Annotated in this window: 16 protein-coding genes; 8 read left to right on the top strand and 8 right to left on the bottom strand. The window is 70.4% G+C overall.

Going from position 1 to position 18,332, the window contains the following annotated elements:
• Positions 1–90 precede the first annotated feature (90 nt).
• Positions 91–1,041, top strand: a complete 951-nt coding sequence (locus QF037_RS41310; RefSeq protein WP_307034349.1) for a hypothetical protein — start codon at positions 91–93, stop codon at positions 1,039–1,041.
• Here QF037_RS41310 and QF037_RS41305 read toward each other — a convergent pair.
• Both QF037_RS41305 and QF037_RS41300 read right to left on the bottom strand, forming a co-directional pair.
• The gene (locus tag QF037_RS41305; RefSeq protein WP_307027911.1) at positions 986–1,879 is read right to left on the bottom strand and encodes an IS3 family transposase; all 894 of its coding nucleotides are present in this window, start codon (positions 1,877–1,879) and stop codon (positions 986–988) included. The genes QF037_RS41310 and QF037_RS41305 overlap by 56 nt on opposite strands.
• Positions 1,876–2,181, bottom strand: a complete 306-nt coding sequence (locus QF037_RS41300; RefSeq protein WP_075033595.1) for a transposase — start codon at positions 2,179–2,181, stop codon at positions 1,876–1,878. The genes QF037_RS41305 and QF037_RS41300 overlap by 4 nt, the downstream gene beginning before the upstream one ends.
• 77 nt (positions 2,182–2,258) lie before the next feature.
• Between QF037_RS41300 and QF037_RS41295 the strand changes: the two genes are divergently transcribed.
• The 5 genes from QF037_RS41295 to QF037_RS41275 all read left to right on the top strand — a co-directional run bounded on the left by QF037_RS41295 (position 2,259) and on the right by QF037_RS41275 (position 8,885).
• Positions 2,259–4,664 (top strand): discoidin domain-containing protein, encoded by a 2,406-nt coding sequence (locus QF037_RS41295; RefSeq protein ID WP_373463878.1) that lies wholly within the window; start codon positions 2,259–2,261, stop codon positions 4,662–4,664.
• A complete protein-coding gene (locus QF037_RS41290; protein WP_307034347.1) occupies positions 4,661–6,154 on the top strand; it encodes a family 43 glycosylhydrolase in 1,494 nt (497 codons plus the stop codon). Before QF037_RS41295 ends, QF037_RS41290 begins: the two co-directional genes overlap by 4 nt.
• Before the next feature lie 75 nt (positions 6,155–6,229).
• A complete protein-coding gene (locus QF037_RS41285; protein ID WP_307034345.1) occupies positions 6,230–7,081 on the top strand; it encodes an SDR family oxidoreductase in 852 nt (283 codons plus the stop codon).
• A gap of 125 nt (positions 7,082–7,206) precedes the next feature.
• A complete protein-coding gene (locus QF037_RS41280) occupies positions 7,207–7,860 on the top strand; it encodes a DNA alkylation repair protein (protein ID WP_307037624.1) in 654 nt (217 codons plus the stop codon).
• A gap of 197 nt (positions 7,861–8,057) precedes the next feature.
• The gene (locus tag QF037_RS41275) at positions 8,058–8,885 is read left to right on the top strand and encodes an SCO2400 family protein (protein WP_307034343.1); all 828 of its coding nucleotides are present in this window, start codon (positions 8,058–8,060) and stop codon (positions 8,883–8,885) included.
• Positions 8,886–8,912: 27 nt separating this feature from the next.
• Here QF037_RS41275 and QF037_RS41270 read toward each other — a convergent pair whose 3' ends face one another.
• Entirely contained in the window at positions 8,913–9,806 is an 894-nt protein-coding gene (locus QF037_RS41270; RefSeq protein ID WP_307034342.1) for an alpha/beta hydrolase, read from the bottom strand.
• A gap of 270 nt (positions 9,807–10,076) precedes the next feature.
• On the opposite strand from QF037_RS41270, the gene QF037_RS41265 reads away from it, so the two are divergent.
• The gene (locus QF037_RS41265) at positions 10,077–11,462 is read left to right on the top strand and encodes an MFS transporter (protein ID WP_307034340.1); all 1,386 of its coding nucleotides are present in this window, start codon (positions 10,077–10,079) and stop codon (positions 11,460–11,462) included.
• 62 nt (positions 11,463–11,524) lie between these two features.
• Here QF037_RS41265 and QF037_RS41260 read toward each other — a convergent pair whose 3' ends face one another.
• The 4 genes from QF037_RS41260 to lnt all read right to left on the bottom strand — a co-directional run bounded on the left by QF037_RS41260 (position 11,525) and on the right by lnt (position 16,472).
• A complete protein-coding gene (locus QF037_RS41260; RefSeq protein ID WP_307034338.1) occupies positions 11,525–13,450 on the bottom strand; it encodes a helix-turn-helix domain-containing protein in 1,926 nt (641 codons plus the stop codon).
• A 66-nt stretch (positions 13,451–13,516) separates the two neighbouring features.
• A complete protein-coding gene (locus tag QF037_RS41255) occupies positions 13,517–14,317 on the bottom strand; it encodes a 3-hydroxybutyrate dehydrogenase (RefSeq protein ID WP_307034336.1) in 801 nt (266 codons plus the stop codon).
• Between the two features lie 54 nt (positions 14,318–14,371).
• Positions 14,372–14,851: an NUDIX hydrolase gene (locus tag QF037_RS41250; protein ID WP_307034334.1), complete on the bottom strand. Its 480-nt coding sequence runs from the start codon at positions 14,849–14,851 to the stop codon at positions 14,372–14,374.
• A gap of 10 nt (positions 14,852–14,861) precedes the next feature.
• Positions 14,862–16,472, bottom strand: coding sequence for an apolipoprotein N-acyltransferase (lnt, locus tag QF037_RS41245; RefSeq protein ID WP_307034332.1), 1,611 nt, complete (start codon positions 16,470–16,472; stop codon positions 14,862–14,864).
• 235 nt (positions 16,473–16,707) lie between these two features.
• On the opposite strand from lnt, the gene QF037_RS41240 reads away from it, so the two are divergent.
• A complete protein-coding gene (locus QF037_RS41240) occupies positions 16,708–17,781 on the top strand; it encodes an O-antigen ligase family protein (protein WP_307034330.1) in 1,074 nt (357 codons plus the stop codon).
• Between the two features lies 1 nt (position 17,782).
• On the opposite strand, the gene QF037_RS41235 is transcribed toward QF037_RS41240, so the two are convergent.
• Entirely contained in the window at positions 17,783–18,328 is a 546-nt protein-coding gene (locus QF037_RS41235) for a hypothetical protein (RefSeq protein ID WP_307034329.1), read from the bottom strand.
• Between the last annotated feature and the right edge of the window lie 4 nt (positions 18,329–18,332).

The following is an 18,332-nucleotide window of genomic DNA, read 5'->3' as shown; positions in this document are numbered from 1 at the left end:
TCCAGCCTCTCCGAGCTCCCTTGACACTCCATCAGCTCGCTCCTACGTTGCGAAAACCTTTTAGGTCTTTTCCGCCAAGGGGAGCATCCGATGCGAAGACGAACCGAGCCCGTCTTACAGCGCCTCCTGATCGTCCTGGCGCTCCTCGTCTGTTCCGTCCTCACCGCCACCCCCGCTCGTGCCGCCCAGACCATCGGTTTCCCCACCTTCAGCGGCCCCGCGATCCCGGCCCCGCCCGTCGCCCACACGCCCGGCGACATGATGAAGGCGATCTACGACGCCGAGAGTTCGGGCACCGACTTCTGGATGGACCGGCTGCTGGCCCGCTCCGGCGACGACCCGGCCGGCCCCTGGCTGATGAGCCGGGGGCGTGCCCTGTTCATGAAGACCCACAACCCCGCGATCCTCGGCTTCGGCGGCAACGTGGCCTACTGGGAGAGCGTCGACGACCAGAACGCCTACAGCGTCACGATCAGCCCGGGCACCTTCACCGAACAGGTCTCCCAGCGGTGGCAGGCGCCGAGCCACTGGAGGAGCGTGCACTCCAGCGGGTCGATCGCGGTCACCCAGACCAAGTTCATCACCGACAACAACGTCGCCGTGACGAACCTGTCGATCAAGAACAACGGCAGCGGCTCCACCACCCTCCAGCTGCGGGCGACTTCGCCGTACGCCACCACGGGCAGCGGCAGCGAACTGACCGGCCAGGTCAACGCGTACAACAACCTGACCACGCTGCGCCCCCGGCTCACCGGCGACGGCTTCAGCGTCTCCGGCGGCGGCCTCAACCGCTCGGTGACCATCGCGGCCGGAGCCACGGCGACCGCGAAGGTCGTGATGGGCTTCGTCACCGACGAGATCCCGGCCTCGCTCACGGAGTACACCGCCTACGCCGGCTACTCCAACGCCACCGCCTTCGCGACCCATGTCCGGGCCTACAACCAGTGGTGGGTGAAGCTTCCCCGTGATCTTGGACACTCGATGCTTACGCCACGAGGGCGTGTTGTTGTTCCAGACGCTGCCGGGTCTCCAGCGGAGTGAGGTAGCCCCAGAGCGGATGGCGGCGCAGGCGCTGCCGGTTGTAGAAGGTCTCGACGAAAGCGAAGATGTCCGCGCGGGCGCTGGCACGGTCGGGCCAGCGGCGGGTTCCGAGCTCCGCCTTCAGTAGAGCGAAGAACGACTCGGCGGCGGCGTTGTCGAAGCATGAGCCGGTGCGGCCCATGCTCTGCCGTAGTCCCAACTGGCGTATTTCACACCGTAGTTCGTCCGAGGTGTATTCACTGCCGCGGTCCGAATGCACGATGCAGCCGGGCTGGAGCCGGCCACGTCCGGCAGCCATGCCCAGTGCGTCCACGACCAAGGATGCGCGGTGGTGGTCGGCCATCGAGTAGCCGACGATCTCGCGGGTTGCGAGGTCCAGCCAGGTCGCCAGATACAGCCAGCCCTCGTCGGTGGGGATGTAGGTGATGTCGCCGACGAGCTTCACCCCGGGCGCCGGTGCGGTGAAGTCGCGGGCGATCAGATCCGGGGCGGGCACCGCCCTTTTGGCCGGGCGGGTCAGACCCTTTCGCCTGCGCCGTGTGACGCCGCTGATGCCGCGTTCACGCATGACGCGCTCGATCCGTTTGCGGTTCACGCGGTGTCCGAGCCGGCGCAGTCCGGCGTGGATGCGCGGCACTCCGTAGGCGCCGCGGGAGGCGAGGTGCAGCACGGTGATCTCGTGCGCCAGGACATCGTCCGCGGCCTGCTTCGCCCGCCTGGTCTTCTCACCGGCCAGCCATGCGTAGAAGGAGGAGCGGGCCACCTTCAGCAGCCGGCACAGCAGAGCAACATGGTGGGTGGTCTTCTCCGCCTCGATGAACGCGTACACCTGGCTCATCGATCGCTCTCCTTCGCGAAGAAGACCGCCGCTTTTCGCAGCACCTCAATCGTCTCCGCCTGCTCGGCGGCCAGCCTCCGCAACCGGCGCAGCTCTTCACGCTCGGCCGTCGTCAGCTCTCCCGGCGCCCCCTGCCCGCGGTCGATCTCATCCTGCTTGACCCAGTTCCGCAGGCCCTCGGCGCTGACCCCGAGCTGCCGGGCCACCTCGGTGACGGTCTTCCCGGAGGAACGCACGAGAGCGACTGCGTCCCGTTTGAACTCCTCCGTGTACCGCCTGCTGCGGTTGCTCTTACTTCCCACCTGGCACTACTTCCTCTGGAACTCACGTCCCAGTCTCCAGGTGTCCACGATCAAGGGGAAGGTTCAGGGCGCAGAACGTGCCCTACATCGACGTGCCCGAACCGGCGATCAAGAAGAACATCTACTACCGCTGGTGGCTGATGCGCTTCAACAGCCTCGACGCGAACATCCCCGGGCAGACCTTCCAGTTCCCGACCTCCACCGAGGGCGTCCTCGGCTACAACAACGCGATCGCGCTCACCCAGCCGATGCACATCGACGACCTCAAGTACCTGCGGGACCCGTCCTACGCGTACGGGGACTGGCTGAGCGTGGGCCAGACCTCCAAGGGCGGCCGGTTCCTCGACAACCCGGGCGACCCGGAGAACTGGTCCAACAGCTACACCCAGTACATCGCCGAGGCGGCCTGGAAGAGCTACCAGATCCACGGCGGCCAGCCCGGCATCGCCGCCAGCCTGGCCCACTACGCGGAGGGCGACGTCAAGGGACAGCTCGCCCACTACGACCACGACAACAACAAGCTGATCGAGTACGACTGGGGCGCCCTGACCGGCAACGACGCCGACGCCGTCTCCTTCCACTGGAAGCCCGGAAACATGGACCGCGCCGAGTCCGCCTACCAGTACAGCGGCGCACTCGCCGCCGCCCAGGCCTACGAGGCGATCGGCAACACGGCGAAGGCCACCGAGATGCGGACGCTCGCGACACAGATCAAGGACGCGATCGTCAATGTGCTGTGGAACCCCAACCGACAGCTGTTCGAGCACCGGTTGAAGTCGACGAACGAGTGGGTGCCCTGGAAGGAGATCAACAACTACTACCCGTTCTCGGTCGGCGCGGTGCCCGACACCGCCACGTACAAGCAGGCGTTGCGCCTGTACGACGACCCGGCCCAGTACCCGATCTTCCCGTTCTACACGGCCAACCAGGTCGACAAGCAGGCCGCGGCCGACGCCGGGAACCCGGGCTCCAACAACTTCTCCACCATCAACTCCACCGTCCAGTTCCGGCTCTACTCCTCGGTCCTGCGCAACTACCCCAACTCCTGGATGAACGCGACCGACTACAAGAAGCTCCTCTACTGGAACACCTGGGCGCAGTACATCGGCGGCAACACCCAGTGGCCCGACGCCAACGAGTTCTGGGCGGACTGGAACGGCAGCTCGATCACCTACCGCTCCTGGATCCACCACAACATCCTCGGCAGCGGCAACTGGACCGTGATCGAGGACGTCGCCGGGCTGCGGCCCCGCAACGACGCCAAGGTCGAGCTCTCCCCCATCGACATCGGGTGGAGCCACTTCACCGTCAACAACCTCCGCTACCGGGGCGCCGATCTGTCGATCGTCTGGGACGACCCGGCCGACGGCGTGGTCCGCTACCCGGGCATCCCGGAGGGCTACTCGATCTACGTCAACGGCAGCCGGGCCGCCACGGTGAGCACCCTGGTGCCGTTCACCTGGGATCCGGCCACGGGCGACGTGACCACGAACGGCACAGTCACCCACCACACGGCCGTCTCCGGTCTCAAGGCACCCCACCAGGTCGTGCAGAGCAGCCCCCGAATGGTCGACATGCTCGCCAAGGCAGGCGTCGACCTCACCGCCGACCTGACCAACCTGGCCTCCGGCGCGACCGTGTCCGCCTCCCACACCGGGTCCGGCAGCACCGCGTCCGGCGCGGTCGACGGCTACCCCACCAACGAGCCCTTCTGGGGCGCCGGCGGCTCGCCCAACGGCCAGGACTGGTACGAGCTGAACTTCGGCACCGCCCGCACGCTCAACGAGGTGCGCCTGTACTTCAAGGACAGCCGCCCGGCGAGCACGACCTACCGGGCGCCGTCGGCGTACACCATCCAGTACTACGACGGCAGTTCGTGGGTGAACGTGCCGAGCCAGACCAGGAGTCCGGCCGTCCCGCGCGCCAACTACAACCTGGTGACGTTCCCCGCGGTCAGCGCCCAGCGCGTCCGGGTCCTGGCCACCAACGCCTCCGGCGCCAAGACGGGCCTCACCGAGGTGAAGGTGTTCCACCGCGGCGGGGCCCAACCACCGGCGAACCAGGCTGGATCCGCCACCGCGACCGCGTCGTACACCTCCCCCTGGGAGGCCGTCACCGCGGTCAACGACGGGATCGACCCGCCGTCCTCCAACGACACGGTGAACCCGCGCTGGGGAACCTGGCCGGAGACCGGCCAGCAGTGGGCCGAGCTGACCTGGCCGGCCGCGAAGAACCTCAACAAGGCCGACGTCTACTTCTTCGACGACGACCAGGGCATCGACATGCCGTCCGCATGGAAGCTCCAGTACTGGAACGGCAGCGCCTACGTCGACGTCCCCGGCGCGAGCGCGTACCCGCTGGCCAAGAACCAGTACAACACCGTCACGTTCACCGCCACGAGCACCACGCGACTACGGGTGCTGCTCACGAGCAACGGCACCGATTCCGTCGGCCTCCTCGAAGCAAAGGTGTACGGCCCGTGACCCGTTCCCGATGTCTGTCCGCGCTCCTCGCCGCGCTCACGATGGCGGTCGCCTTCCTCGTCGCACCGCCCGCCTCCGCCGCCGTCGCCTTCACCTCGACGGCGGTGAACCAGAACGGCGGCAACTGCCTGGACCTGCCGGGCAGTTCGACGACTGCCGGGGCTCAACTGCGCGCCTTCGCCTGCAACTCGGCCGCGAACCAGAGCCTCGGTCTCACCCCTGTGTCCGGTTCGGCCGACGCCTACACGATCACCACCCAGTCCGGTCAGTGCCTCGACGTGTACGGCGCGTCCACGGCGGACAACGCGGCGATCATCCAGTGGCCCTGCCACAGCGGCTCGAACCAGCAGTGGCGGCTCGTCCCGGTGACGGTCGCCGGTACCGACAAGACGTTCAACCTGGTCTCCGTCGGTTCCGGCAAGTGCGTCGCCCCGAGCGGCGGATCGTCCGCCTCGAACACCAACCTGGTGCAGCTGCCGTGCTCCACCGCGAACGGCAGGGTGTGGCGGCTGCCCGGCTTCACCGGCGGCGGCACGACCCCCGGCACCTTCACCAACCCGCTCTCCCAGCACGGACCCGACCCCTGGCTGACGTACTACGACGGGTACTACTACCTCGCCACGACCACCTGGAACTCGACGATCACCATGCGCAAGGCCCCCACCCTCGCCGGTCTCGCCACCGCCACCGACCAGGTGATCTTCAACCTGACCCGGCCCAACGGGGCGGGCACGATGTGGGCGCCGGAGTTCCATCTCCTCGACGGGCCGGGCGGCAAGCGCTGGTACTTCTACTACACGGCCGGACGCGAGCCGTACGACCTGGGCACCCAGCGCATCCACGTCCTGGAGAGCGCCGGCCTCGACCCGATGGGGCCGTACAGCTTCAAGGCCGACCTGCTCGACCCGACCCAGGACAACACCTGGGAGCTGGACCCCGGAATCCTTCAACTCAACGGACAGCTCTATCTGCTGGGCACCTTCTACAACGGCTCGCAGCCGATGTTCATCCGGCCGCTGTCGAACCCGTGGACCGCGAGCGGCACCCGCAGAATCCTGTCCACCCCGACCTACAGCTGGGAGACGGTGGGCGGCGCCGTCAACGAGGGCGCGGAGGTCCTCCAGCGGAACGGGAAGACGTTCATCGTCTACTCCGCCAGTCACTGCTCCACACCCGACTACAAGCTGGGCATGCTCACCTACAACGGCGGTGACCCGCTGAACTCCGCCTCCTGGACCAAGTCCCCCGACCCGGTCTTCCAGCGGTCCAACGCCAACGGCGTGTACGGCCCCGGTCACAACGGCTTCTTCAAGTCACCCGACGGCACCGAGGACTGGATCGTGTACCACGCCAACAACTCCACGAGCGGCGGCTGCGACATGAACCGGACCACCCGGGCGCAGAAGTTCACCTGGAACGCGGACGGCACTCCGAATTTCGGCACCCCGGTGGCGTTGGGCGTGCCGTTGACCGCACCGTCCGGGGAGTAGGTTGTCGGCGGACCCGCTCCGGTACCGGAGCGGGTCCGCCGGCCGCACCGACCGTGTAAGGAAGTGATCTGGACCATGCCCGAGCCGACACTGGTCGTCACCGGGGCCACGGGACGCCTCGGCGGGCGCATTGCCCGCCGCCTGGCCGAGCGGGACGTCCCGCAGCGGCTGCTGGTGCGCAGCCCCGAGCGGGCGCCGCGGCTCCCCGGGGCGACACCCGTCCGCGCGAGCTACGACGACCACGAGGCCGTCGTACGCGGTCTGGCCGGCGCGGAGACGGTGCTCATGGTGTCCGCCTCCGAGAGCGCCGACCGGCTCGCCCAGCACCGGACCTTCGTGGACGCCGCCGTCGAGGCCGGCGTACGGCACCTGGTGTACATCTCCTTCTTCGGCGCGGCACCCGACGCCATGTTCACCCTCGCCCGCGACCACTTCCACACCGAGGAGCACATCCGCGCCACCGGGCTGGCGTACACGTTCCTGCGCGACAACATCTACGCCGACTTCGTGCCCGACCTGGCCGGTGCGGACGGTGTCATCCGCGGCCCGGCCGGGCACGGGCGGGCCGCGTTCGTCTCCCAGGACGACATCGCCGACGCGGCCACCGCGATCCTGAACCGGCCGGACGAGCACACCGGTGCGGTCTACGACCTGACCGGACCGGAGTCCCTGTCACTGGCCGAGGCCGCGGCCGTGCTGTCCGAGGTTCAGGGCCGCAGGGTCACCTACCACCCCGAGACGATCGAGGAGGCGTACGCCTCCCGGGCCTCCTACGGTGCCCCGCAGTGGGAGCTCGACGCCTGGGTGTCCACGTACACGGCCATCGCGGCGGGTCAGCTCGACCGCGTCAGCGATGCCGTTCCCCGTCTTACCGGACGTCCCGCCACGAGCGTCGCCGACGTCGTACGCGGCATGCCTCCCCGCTGACAGAAATCTCGCCGCCGCCCGACCGATGGCTTCCCTCGTAGGCTGAATCCCGCTCGTGACGGACGGGAGGCCCACGCGGCCAGGAACAGGAGGCCGAGGTGACCGGGACGACGGCGGCCGAGGTGATGGCCGAGCTGGCCGGGCTCGAGGACCCGAAGGCACGCGAGGTCAACGAGAGACACGGTGACGATCACGGGGTGAACCTCGGCAAGCTGCGCGCGCTCGCGAAGCGGCTCAAGACACAGCAGGAACTCGCGCACCGGCTCTGGGAGACCGACGACACCGCGGCAAAGCTGCTGGCGACCCTGATCTGCCGCCCGAAGGCGTTCGAGCGTGACGAGCTGGACACCATGCTGCGCACGGCACGCACACCCAAGGTGCACGACTGGCTCGTGAACTACGTGGTGAAGAAGAGCCCGCACTGCGAAGAGCTGCGTCAGGCCTGGTTCGCCGATCCGGACTCCGCTGTCGCGAGCGCCGGCTGGGCACTGACCACCGAACGCGTCGCGAAGAAGCCCGAGGGCCTCGATCTCGCGGGCCTGCTCGACGTCATCGAGGCCGAGATGAAGGACGCCCCGGACCGCCTGCAATGGGCGATGAACCACTGCCTCGCCCAGATCGGCATCGACCACCCCGAGCACCGCACCCGCGCCATCGCCATCGGCGAGCGCCTACAGGTCCTCAAGGACTACCCGACCTCCCCCGGCTGCACCTCCCCGTTCGCCCCCGTCTGGATCTCCGAGATGGTGCGCCGACAGCACGCCGAGCCGGGTGCCTGAAGCGGCTCATTCGGAAAACAGGTCAAACGCCCCGCAATCAAGGGAAACGACACCCGGATGTGTCGTTATGCGGTCACACCCCGGGCACATCTGCGCAGGGATGTCACACAGGCTGCACACACCCCCTTCGAAAGCGTCGCTACCTTTGCTCGCGAATCGCTCCCCCGTGCGAAAAAGTGAACACAGGAAGACCGCAGATGGACTACTGCTCCACATGCCGTCGGCATCTCAACGGCGCCCTGGTGTGCCCCGGGTGCGGCGCCTACGCCCCGGACATCGCGCCCCTCGCCGTCGGAACGACCGCACCGGCCCCCGACCCGGTCGCGGCACCGTGGCAATCCCCGGGCCACCTGTGGCACGACCAGGGTTCCGGTGCCGAGGAGAGCGGCGAGGCACCGCAGGAGCACCCGTACGACAGCCCGGACGCTCCGCCCCTCGCGCCGACGGGCCGGGCGGCACGGCGGCGCCAGCGGGAACGCTGGAAGAAGACCCAGCGCAGGGCCCTGGTGGCCACGGCGGTCGCCCTGGTCGGCGGCGGTCTGACCGTCACCTCTATGAACCGGCAGTCCACGGACCGCACGCAGGCGGCCTCCGCACCGGACAGGCAGGCCATGGGCATCGCGGAGGAGCAGGCCACGGCACCGGTTCCGGCCTCGGCGACACCGGCCGATACGAACCGGTCCAAGGGCAGCTCGTCCACGAAGCGTTCGTCCACCGCGAACGCGCCCCACGAGCAGACGGCCACCACACCCCGGGCCACACCCACGACCGAGGCGGTCCAGCAGGACAGCGTCACGGATTCGCTGACCACAGCGGTGTCCTCCGCCGGGTCACAGGCAGCCTCCACGGTGTCCGACACCACGGACTCGGTCCCCCAGACGTCGGCCTCGCCCACTCCCACCGACAACACCGACACCACGGGCACGTCGGGCACGGACACGTCGGCGACTCCCCCAGCCTCCGACTCCTCGTCGCCGTCCTCGCCCTCGGGGCTCTGCCTGCTCGGGCTGGTCTGCATCAGCTGACCCCACACACCGCAGGGGTCGGCTTCGTCAGGCGCTGAGTGCCGTGCGCAGAGCGGTGGCCATCAGATCGATGGCTTCCCTTCCCGCCTCGACCGGGCCGGTGTGGGTGAAGTAGTGGTCGACGCCCTCGAAGACCCGGTGGGTGACCGCGACGCCCGCGGCCTCCAGCGCCTTGGCGTAGGCGTCGCCCTCGTCGCGCAGGCGGTCGTTCTCCGCGGTGATGACCAGCGCGGCAGGGAGCCCGGCGAGGTCGTCGGCCAGTGCGGGCGAGACGAGCGGATCGGCGCGGTCGGCGGCGTCCGGGACATAGGCGGCGGTGAAGGTGCGCATGAGCTGCGGGCTGAGCAGCGGCTTGGCGATGAGGGACTGCTTGGTGGCCGGGTCGGCGACCTGGTCCAGTGGTGCCGAGTCGATGATCTGCAGCCGGGGGGAAAATGTCCCGCGCTCCCGGGCCAGGCGGCAGACCGCGGCGGTCAGATTGGCGCCGGCACTGTGTCCGCCCACGGCGAGGCGGGAACCGTCCCAGCCGCCCGCGGCGCCGTTCGCGGCGACCCAGGCGGCGACGTCGTACGCCTGATGGACGGGCACAGGGAACGGCCGTTGCGGGGCCACGGCGTAATCGACATTGATGACGACGCAGCCGGCCTTGGCGGCTATGTAGCGGCAGATGTGGTCGTCCTGCTCGGGGCGGCCGACCACGAATCCGCCGCCGTGGAAGTTGATGTACACGGGAGCGGGGGCCTCGGTGGCCACGGGCGGGCGGTAGACGGTGCAGGACACCGGTCCGGCTCCGGTCTCCACCCGGAGGGCCTCGGCGCGCTTCGGGATGTCGGTGAAGCGCAGGTCCTTGTGCACACGGGCCATCACGCGGCCCATGAGCAGTTGGATCCCTCTGGCCTGGAGTCTGGCGCTGATCGGCATGACCTGATCCACCCATCGCTACAAAGTTAAATTAACAGGATTCCTGATGATGGAGCCTCGTTCCTCATTCCGCAATGGGCAGACAGGAGCGCGATCGGCAGGAGGCGGCCGCCGTCGCCGACCGTCTCCAACTCCACGAGGCGGACGTGGAGGTCACGCTTACACTCCGGCCCCGAAGTATGTTGTCCCGCCACATGTGCGCCTGACGTGCGGATTCCTACGGTGTTCCGACACGTACCCGTCCCCACCGCACACGAGGAAGTGGCGCACATGGCCTCCGCAGCACCCGCTCCACCGTCGCCGAACAACCTGAAGCGCATAGTCGCCGCCAGCCTCATCGGCACGACCATCGAGTGGTACGACTTCTTTCTCTACGGATCCGCCGCGGCCCTCGTCTTCAACAAGCTGTTCTTCCCGGGCTCCGACCCGCTCGTCGGCACCCTGCTGTCGTTCCTGACGTACGCCGTCGGATTCGCCGCCCGTCCGATCGGTGCCCTCGTCTTCGGGCACTACGGCGACCGGCTGGGACGCAAGAAGCTGCTGGTGCTGAGCCTGCTGCTGATGGGCGGGGCGACCTTCGCGATCGGGCTGCTGCCCACGCACGCGACGATCGGCTCGGCGGCACCCGTGCTGCTGACCGTGCTGCGCCTGGTCCAGGGCTTCGCGCTCGGCGGCGAGTGGGGCGGGGCCGTGCTGCTGGTGTCCGAGCACGGGGACGCCCGGCGGCGCGGGTTCTGGGCCTCCTGGCCGCAGACCGGCGCCCCCGCGGGGCAGTTGCTGGCCACCGGTGTGCTGTCCCTGCTCACCGCCGTCCTCTCGGACAGCGCCTTCACCAGCTGGGGCTGGCGGATCCCGTTCCTGCTCTCCGGCGTCCTCGTGATGGTCGGTTTGTGGATTCGTCTGTCTGTCGATGAATCGCCGGTCTTCAAGCAGGCCCTGGCCCACGCCGAGGCCCGCAAGGCAGAGCAGGGGACCGCCGCGGAGAAGCTCCCGATCGTCTCCGTACTGCGCCATCACTGGCGCGATGTGCTCATCGCGATGGGCGCGCGCATGGCCGAGAACATCAGCTACTACGTGATCACCGCGTTCATCCTCGTCTACGCCACCACCGCGGCCGACGTCTCCAAGCAGACCGCGCTGAACGCCGTACTGATCGCCTCCGCCGTGCACTTCGCGGTGATCCCGATGTGGGGCGCCCTGTCGGACCGCATCGGCCGACGGCCGGTGTACCTGCTGGGCGCGGCCGGGATCGGGCTGTGGATGTTCCCGTTCTTCTCCCTCATCGACACCGGCAGCTTCGGCAACCTGATCCTCGCCATCACCGTGGGTCTGGTGCTGCACGGGGCGATGTACGCGCCCCAGGCCGCCTTCTTCTCCGAGATGTTCGCGACCCGGATGCGCTACTCCGGCGCCTCCATCGGTGCCCAGTTCGCCTCGGTCGCCGCCGGAGCGCCCGCGCCGCTGATCGCCACCGCGCTCCTGGACGACTACGGCAGCTCCACCCCGATCGCCCTGTACGTCATCGCCGCGGCCGTCCTGACCCTCATCGCGGTGGGGGTGGCCAAGGAGACCCGCAACCGGGACCTCGCCGACGTCGACGCCCCCGCGGACACGGAGCCGGTGAAGGCCGCGACCGCGGACGCCCACACCGTCTGATCTCCCCCGACCGGCCCCCGTGCGCTCGCGCGTGCGGGGGCCGGTGCTGTGCCGGTGCGCACTCAGTGCTGTGTCGGTGCGGACAACCGGTGCAGGCGCAGGGCGAGCTGGATCTCCAGGGCGCGTGCGGGGCTCTGCCAGTCGTCGCCGAGGAGGCGGCCGACGCGCTCCAGACGTTGGGCGACCGTGTTCACATGGACGTGCAGCTCGTCCTTGGTGCGGGCCGGGCTCATGCCACAGGCGAAGTACGCGTCGAGAGTGCGCAGGAGATCGGTGCCGCGTCGTTCGTCGTAGGTGACGACCTGGCCGATGGTGCGGTCGACGAAGCCCGTGATGTCCCGGTCGCCGGCCAGGAGCAGACCGAGGAACCCGAAGTCCTCGGCGGCCGCCCCGTCGCCGGAACGGCCCAGGAGCCGCAGGGCGTCGAGGCAGCGGCGGCCCTCCTCGTAGGCGGCCGCCACGCTGTCCGGGCGGGTGGCCAGATCCTCGACCGGGCCCGACGCTCCGACGGTGACGGCCTCGTGGACGGCCGTGCCGAGGTGGCCTGCGGTACGGCGGGCCAGGGCGGTCGCGGTGTCGCCGGGTTTCAGCGGCAGCAGCAGGACGGTGCCGCCGTCGCGGGCGGCGGCCAGTCCGTGCCGGGTCGCCGCGAGGTGGGAGGCGGCGGACCACAGGCGTCGGCGGGCGTCCGCCTCCTGCTCGGCGTCGGCCGCGGTGCCGTCGAGCCGGGCGGCGAGGACGACATGGGTGGCGTCGAGGTCGGCGTGCAGCCGGGAGGCACGTTCGCGCAGCAGGCGCGGGTCGCGGTCGCGGGCGTCGAGGAGGTCGTCCAGGAGTTCGCCACGGACTCGCTGTTCGGCCTCGGCCGCCGAGCGTCTGGCGAGCAGCAGCAGCGAGGTGACCATCGCGGCCCGCTCCAGGGTGCGCTGGTCGACGGGGTCGAGTCCGGGGTGGCCGTGCAGCACGAGGGCGCCGAGCAGTTCGCCGCCGGCGGCGACGGCCGCGATCCAGTCGTCGCCGTGCCGTACGGCGTGTCCTTCGGCCCGGGAGGCCTCCAGTGCCTCGGCGGGCGTGGCGGCGGCCTCGGTGAACTCGACCTTGCCGTCGAGGACTTCGGCGACCGCGGCCGCCACGTCGTGCACCCCGCCGCCGCGCAGCACGAGTTCGGCGAGCCGGTCGTGCACGTCGGAGGCGCGCTCGATGACGCCGCTGCGGTCGCGGATGATCTCGTTGGCCCGCTCCAGGCCGGCGAGGGCCGAGCGGGTCTCGGTGAGCAGGTTCGCGGTGTCGATGGCGGCGGCAGCCAGGGCGGCGAAGGAGCCGAGCAGGGCGATCTGCTCCCGCTCGAAGACCCGGGCGCGCCGGTCGGCGGCGAACAGCACCCCGATGACGTGGTGGCCCAGCATCAGCGGCACGCCGAGGATGGCGACCAGGCCCTCGTCCCGTACGCCGCCGTCGATGGTGCGGGTGTGCTGGAAGCGCTCGTCCTTGAAGTAGTCGTCGGTGACGTAGGGCCGGGCCGTCTGGGCGACGAGGCCGCCGAGCCCCTCGCCCATGCCGAGCCGCAGCTGCTGGAAGCGGGCGGCGACCGAGCCCTCGGTCACGCGCATGTAGGTGTCGCCGCGGGCCGGGTCGTTCAGGCTGAGATAGGCGACGTCCGTGCCGAGCAGGGAGCGGGCGCGCTGCACGATCGCCTGGAGCACGGCGTCCAGGTCGCGCAGTCCCGCCAGGTCGTGCGCGGTCTCGAAGAGGGCGGAGAGCTCGGCTTCGCGCCTGCGCCGTCCCTCCAGCTCCGAGCGCACGCGCAGCGCCACCAGCTTGGCCTGCTCCAGTGCGGCGATCCGCTCGGCCGGCCGGCCCTCGGCGCGGGCGACCAGCACCGGCTGCTCGTAGGCGTCGGCGGACGCGCCCCTGGCCAGCAGCTCGAGGAACGGTGCCTCGGCGCTGCCGGCGGAGCGCTCGGCGGACTGCACGTGATCGCGGGACATGCTCACAGGATTCCTCATCGCACCGTCACCTCGTCAGCCCTGTGGACAACCCCGCCGGGGCGCGGCTCAGTGCGCCGTCCAGCCCCCGTCCATCACCAGGGACGTGCCGGTCACGAAGGACGCCTGCGGGCCGCACAGATACGCCACGGCCTCGGCGACGTCCTCGGGCTCGATGAGCCGCTTGACCGCGCTGTCCTGCAGCAGCACCTCGGCGAGGACGCGCTCCTCGGGGATGCCGTGCGCCTGTGCCTGGTCGGCGAGCTGCTTCTCGACCAGGGGGGTGCGCACATAGGCGGGGTTCACACAGTTCGAGGTGACACCGTGGGGCGCGCCCTCCAGGGCGGCCGTCTTGGAGAGCCCCTCCAGGCCGTGCTTGGCGGCCACGTACGCCGACTTGAACGCCGAGGCCCGCAGCCCGTGGACCGAGGACACGTTGACGATCCGGCCCCACCCCTGCCCGTACATGTGGGGCAGGGCGCCGCGGATGAGCCGGAACGGCGCCTCCAGCATCACCGTGAGCACGGTGTGGAAGACGTCGGGCGGGAACTCCTCGATGGGGCGCACCAGCTGCAGCCCGGCGTTGTTGACCAGCACGTCGGTGCCGGCCGCGGCGAGCTCGGCGGCGTCCAGGTCGGTCAGGTCCAGGACGTGCGGTTCGATGGCGCCCGCCAGGTTCCGGGCCCCGTCGGCGAGTTCCTCCAGCCCCCGTGCCTCCCGGTCGACCGCTCTCACCTTCGCCCCGGCGGCCGCGAGCCGCAGCGCACAGGCGCGGCCGATGCCACCGGCGGCGCCGGTGACGAGGGCGGTGCGGCCGCCGAGGTCGAGGGAGGAGGCGTGGGGGGCCGAGAGGGCGCTGGGCGGGGTCATGGCTCGACCCTAAGCAGCGCCCCTGACTCACCCCATGTGGTCAGCGCCCATACTTCATTCGGAACTCATGGGCTCGAACCATGTGGGTTCATCGGACAGTGCTTGCTTGATCCGGAACAGCTGGCCTTCGCCCATCGAGGGCAGCGCGTCCACCTCGAACCAGCCGACAGCGAGGGACTCGTCGTCGTTCACCCGTGCCTCGCCGCCGACGGCCCGGCAGCGGAAGGTGATGTCCATGAACTGGCACTTGTCGCCGTTGGGGTAGACGACCTCGCTCCCCGACCGGACGAGGACGACCCGCTCGACGACGCAGTGCACGCCCGCCTCTTCGTGGACCTCCCGGACGGCAGCGGCCGCGGGCTGCTCCCCGGGGTCGGGGATGCCCGAGATCACCGTCCACTCGTGGTTGTCCGCGCGCTGGCCCAGCAGGACCCGCCCCTCGTCGTCGAAGACGACGGCGCTGACGCCGGGCAGCCACAACAGCTGGTGTCCGGCGAAGGCCCGGATCTCACGGATGAAGTCAGGAGTAGCCATGCCGCCGACCCTAACCGGCAGATCCCGCCCGCCTGTTGCGCACACCCGCACCGATCGCCCAGCCCAGGCCACCCGCCGCGACCAGCACCAGCAGCATCTCCGGCAGGGTGCCGAGCTTGGTGGCCGGAGTCTCGGAGGAACGCAGCGGCACCTTCTGGACGAGGGAGTCGGCGACGAACATGCCGGTCTTCTGGGTGATCCTCCCGTCCGGCATGATGATCGCGCTGACGCCGCTGGTCACCGGCACCGTGACGGTCCGGCTGTGCTCCACGGCGCGCACTCTGGACATGGCGAGCTGCTGGTAGGTCATCTCGCTGCGGTCGAAGGTCGCGTTGTTGCTCGGCACGGAGATCAGCTGGGCGCCGTCGGTGACCTCGGAGCGCACGGCCCAGTCGAAGGCCGCCTCGTAGCAGGTGACGAGTCCGACCTTGGCGCCGGCCATGGTGAACACGCCCGGTTCGGTGCCGCGGCTGAAGTCCTGGCGGACCATGGACGTCCAGTCGCTGTTGATCGCCCCGATGAGCGAGCGCAGCGGGAGGTACTCGCCGAACGGCTGGATCTGGCGCTTGTCGTAGGTGTCGGTCGGTCCCTTGACCGGATCCCACAGGATCTGCTCGTTGTAGAGCTTGCCGTCCCGCTCGACGACTCCGCCGACCGAGATCGGCGCGTCGATGGCCTTGGCGGCGGCGTCGATGACGGCGCGCGCGTCCTCGTTGGCGAACGGGTCGATGTCGGAGGAGTTCTCGGGCCACAGCACGATGTCCGGCCTGGGCATCTCGCCGGCCTTGACCTGGGCGGCCAGCCGCTCGGTCTCACGTGCGTGGTAGTCGAGGACGGCCCGTCGCTGGGCGTTGAAGTCGAGGCCCGCGCGGGGCACGTTGCCCTGGATGGCCGCGACGGTGACGGTGCCGTTCTCGGCCTTGTCGCTGACCAGCGGGCGGGCGGCGACGGCCCCCAGCACGGGAACGGCCACGCTCAGCAGGGCGACCACGGCGGCCGACCGGCGCACCTCTCGGCAGCGGCGCTTCTCCACCCCCAGCCGGACGGCCTCGTACAGCCCGAAGCCGCACAGGACGACCGCGAAGCCGAGCACCGGGGTCCCGCCCACCGCGGCGAGCGGGAGGAAGGCGCCGTCGGCCTGACCGAACGCGATCTTGCCCCAGGGGAAGCCGCTGAACGGCGCACGCGCGCGTGCCGCCTCTCCGGCGACCCACAGGGCGGCCGCCCACAGCGGAGAGCCGGGCAGCTTGGACACTGTCGCGACACCCGCGCCGACCAGCGCGACGAAGACCGCCTCGATCACCACGAGCGCCAGCCACGGGCCGGGCCCGACCTCCACGCCGGTCCACACCAGCAGCGGCAGCAGGAAGCCCAGGCCGAAGAGGTAGCCGAGGCCCAGACCCGCCTTCCAGCTGCGGCCACGCAGTACCCAGCCGAAGACGGCGAACGCCGGGAGGGCGAGCCACCACAGAGGGCGCGGCGGGAAGCTGACGTAGAGCAGCACTCCGGAGAGTGCGGCGGCGAGAGCCGGGACGAAGCGCGCGAGGCGGGCCGTGCGCGAGGCGGGCGCGGCCGGCTGCTTCTGGTCCGACTCGTCCACGGATGTTGCGGTGACGGTCACTCCCGGAGTGTACGGCGGTCGACCTCGGCGCCGACAGCGCGGTCCGTACGGCGGCACAGGGCTCCGGGGAACGCTTCTGACGCATCCTTCCTGCGCAACTCGTCCACAAACCGTCCATCAGCCGTTACCGTGTGCCGGAGCCTTTGTCGTACCGCCGGTCAGGCGGCCGTACGACCGGGGCCCGGCACAGGTCGCGGGGGCGGCCGGTTCGGGGGGTCGGGTGGGGTCCACGGGGATGACGTCTGCGGCCGGTCCGGCAGCGGACGGCGACAGACGAAACGTTTCGGACGCGACGGGCGTGGTGGTGCTCGGGGCCTGCGCCACCTGGTCCCTGATCACGGCGGCCGTGCACGACGGCCGTCCCGAGGGCGTGCTGCTCGCCGTCCTCGCCGTGGCCGCCGGCTATGCGGCGGGACGGATCTGCGGAGCGATTCTGCAGGTCGCGGCGCTCTGTGCGGCGGCGGCCGCCGGGGTGGGCCTCACCGCCGCGGCCCCCCATCTCTCCGCCGGGCCCGAGATCGCCGCACCGCTGGGCCATGCCGGCTCCACCGCCGCCGTGCTGACCCTGTCCACGGGTGCCGTGTGCTGTGCCGCGTGGGCTGTGCGGGCGCCGGCCTGGCGGCTCGTGCTGCGGGCGTCGGCCGTCGGGATCGTGGTGACCGCCGCCGTCCTGGGTTCGGGGAGCGGATGCGTCGCCTGTGCCGCGGTGCTGCTGTGCTCGCTGGCCGCGAGCCGTATGCGGGACCACCGCGGCGCGGGTTTCGCCGGGCTCGTCCTGACGGCGGCCCTGGTGACCGGGCTGGCCTGGGCGGTCGCCGGCAGGGCGGTACCGGAGGGACTCGCCGTGTCGCTGGAGGGCCAGCTGACCCGGCATCGCATCGGACTGTGGCAGGACGCCCTGCACATGGCGTACCGCGACCCCGCCCTGGGCGTCGGCCCCGGACGCTTCGGTGAGCTCAGCACGACGGCGGCCCAGACGCTGCTGCCGGACGGCAAACCGCACTCGGCGCCGCTCCAGCAGGCCGCCGAACAGGGAGTCATCGGCGTGGTCCTGCTCGCCGCGGCCTTCTGCTGGCTTCTCTACACCCTGTGGCGCTCCCCACGCCCCACGCCGGTCGCGCTCACCGCGGGTGCGGCGCTCACCGCGCTCGCGGCCATCGCGGCGGTCGGCAACGCCCTCAGCTTCACGACGGTGTCGGTGGGCGCCGGCCTCCTGGCGGGGCTGGCCACGGCCCGCCCGCTGGCCGACGAGTCGGCGCGCCACGAGTCGGACGAGATCCGCCCCTGGGACGGCCGACCGGCTCCGTGACCTAGTGCGTCCCGCCGTGCGATCGCGAACGCAGCCGGTCCCTGATGATCTGCACGGCGGCCTCGGCGTCGTCCACGGTGATCGTGAACGTGTGCCCGTCCCACAGGCTCAGCACGATGCCCTCGCCACGGCGTACGACGACGGCGGTGCCCTTCTCGGGCCGCCAGCGGTAGCCCCAGCCACCCCAGTGGCGCGGGGTGACGTCATGGTCGACCTCGGCATCCGCCACGTGCGACAGCAGGATGCGGCGGCGCGGCAGGCCCATGTGACCGCAGCGCACCTCGAGGGACTCCTCGTCGACCTTGAGCGCGACATGCACGAACGCCAGGGTGCCGAAGAGGACGAGCAGGCCGGCCGCGATGCATCCGACGACCGCCATGGCGAGCGGGGCGATGCCCGAGGTCCACGCCGAGTCGACGGCCAGCTCGATGCCGAGCGCCATGCACGCGGCGCCGACGAGCGCCAGCAGCCACTGGACCCGGTTGGTGGCGCGTCCGGTCCAGACGTCGGGATGCGGCGCGTTCACGCCGTGGGGGTGGTCCCTCATGCTT

It is taken from the genome of Streptomyces canus (assembly GCF_030815415.1).
Lineage (GTDB): Bacteria > Actinomycetota > Actinomycetes > Streptomycetales > Streptomycetaceae > Streptomyces > Streptomyces canus_F.
The sequence above is the reverse complement of the archived record's forward strand: the minus strand, read 5'-3'. Positions and strand labels throughout refer to the sequence as shown.

What these genes read in the sequence shown, in the direction of transcription:
- QF037_RS41310 (WP_307034349.1), top strand. Translation starts at nt 91, where the DNA reads ATGCGAAGACGAACCGAGCCCGTCTTACAGCGCCTCCTGATCGTCCTG.
- QF037_RS41305 (WP_307027911.1), bottom strand. Translation starts at nt 1,879, where the DNA reads ATGAGCCAGGTGTACGCGTTCATCGAGGCGGAGAAGACCACCCACCAT.
- QF037_RS41285 (WP_307034345.1), top strand. Translation starts at nt 6,230, where the DNA reads ATGCCCGAGCCGACACTGGTCGTCACCGGGGCCACGGGACGCCTCGGC.
- QF037_RS41280 (WP_307037624.1), top strand. Translation starts at nt 7,207, where the DNA reads ATGGCCGAGCTGGCCGGGCTCGAGGACCCGAAGGCACGCGAGGTCAAC.
- QF037_RS41275 (WP_307034343.1), top strand. Translation starts at nt 8,058, where the DNA reads ATGGACTACTGCTCCACATGCCGTCGGCATCTCAACGGCGCCCTGGTG.
- QF037_RS41270 (WP_307034342.1), bottom strand. Translation starts at nt 9,806, where the DNA reads ATGCCGATCAGCGCCAGACTCCAGGCCAGAGGGATCCAACTGCTCATG.
- QF037_RS41265 (WP_307034340.1), top strand. Translation starts at nt 10,077, where the DNA reads ATGGCCTCCGCAGCACCCGCTCCACCGTCGCCGAACAACCTGAAGCGC.
- QF037_RS41260 (WP_307034338.1), bottom strand. Translation starts at nt 13,450, where the DNA reads ATGTCCCGCGATCACGTGCAGTCCGCCGAGCGCTCCGCCGGCAGCGCC.
- QF037_RS41255 (WP_307034336.1), bottom strand. Translation starts at nt 14,317, where the DNA reads ATGACCCCGCCCAGCGCCCTCTCGGCCCCCCACGCCTCCTCCCTCGAC.
- QF037_RS41250 (WP_307034334.1), bottom strand. Translation starts at nt 14,851, where the DNA reads ATGGCTACTCCTGACTTCATCCGTGAGATCCGGGCCTTCGCCGGACAC.
- QF037_RS41240 (WP_307034330.1), top strand. Translation starts at nt 16,708, where the DNA reads ATGACGTCTGCGGCCGGTCCGGCAGCGGACGGCGACAGACGAAACGTT.
- QF037_RS41235 (WP_307034329.1), bottom strand. Translation starts at nt 18,328, where the DNA reads ATGAGGGACCACCCCCACGGCGTGAACGCGCCGCATCCCGACGTCTGG.